This is a genomic window from Pseudomonas sp. PKS (assembly GCF_051913525.1).
GTDB lineage: Bacteria > Pseudomonadota > Gammaproteobacteria > Pseudomonadales > Pseudomonadaceae > Aquipseudomonas > Aquipseudomonas guariconensis_D.
In genome coordinates this window covers 1-339 of the sequence record NZ_JBEGDO010000057.1, presented here as the reverse complement: position 1 = coordinate 339, position 339 = coordinate 1, and the positions used below count along the sequence as shown (strand labels likewise).

Sequence of the window (339 nt, the reverse complement as noted above, 5' to 3'; positions counted from 1 at the left end):
GAAGCCCTGGCGATCGCCAACGACACCGAGTTCGGCCTCGGCGCCGGCGTATGGACCCGCGACATCAACCGCGCCTACCGCATGGGCCGCGGCATCAAGGCCGGTCGCGTATGGACCAACTGCTACCACCTGTACCCGGCCCACGCCGCGTTCGGGGGCTACAAGAAGTCCGGTGTCGGCCGTGAAACCCACAAGATGATGCTCGACCACTACCAGCAGACCAAGAACCTGCTGGTGAGCTACGACATCAATCCGCTGGGCTTCTTCTAAATCGCGTCGTTTTTTTCGCGGGTGAGCCTGCTCCCACAGCGCTTGTGCGTTTTCTGGGGGAGTGGGTTT

Annotated in this window: 1 protein-coding gene; it reads left to right on the top strand. The window is 62.2% G+C overall.

Annotation, left to right across the window (positions count from 1 at the left end):
• A partial coding sequence (locus tag ABOA88_RS24065) for an aldehyde dehydrogenase family protein (protein WP_440128001.1) occupies nucleotides 1-270 on the top strand: 270 nt, incomplete at its 5' end.
• Nucleotides 271-339: the final 69 nt, after the last annotated feature.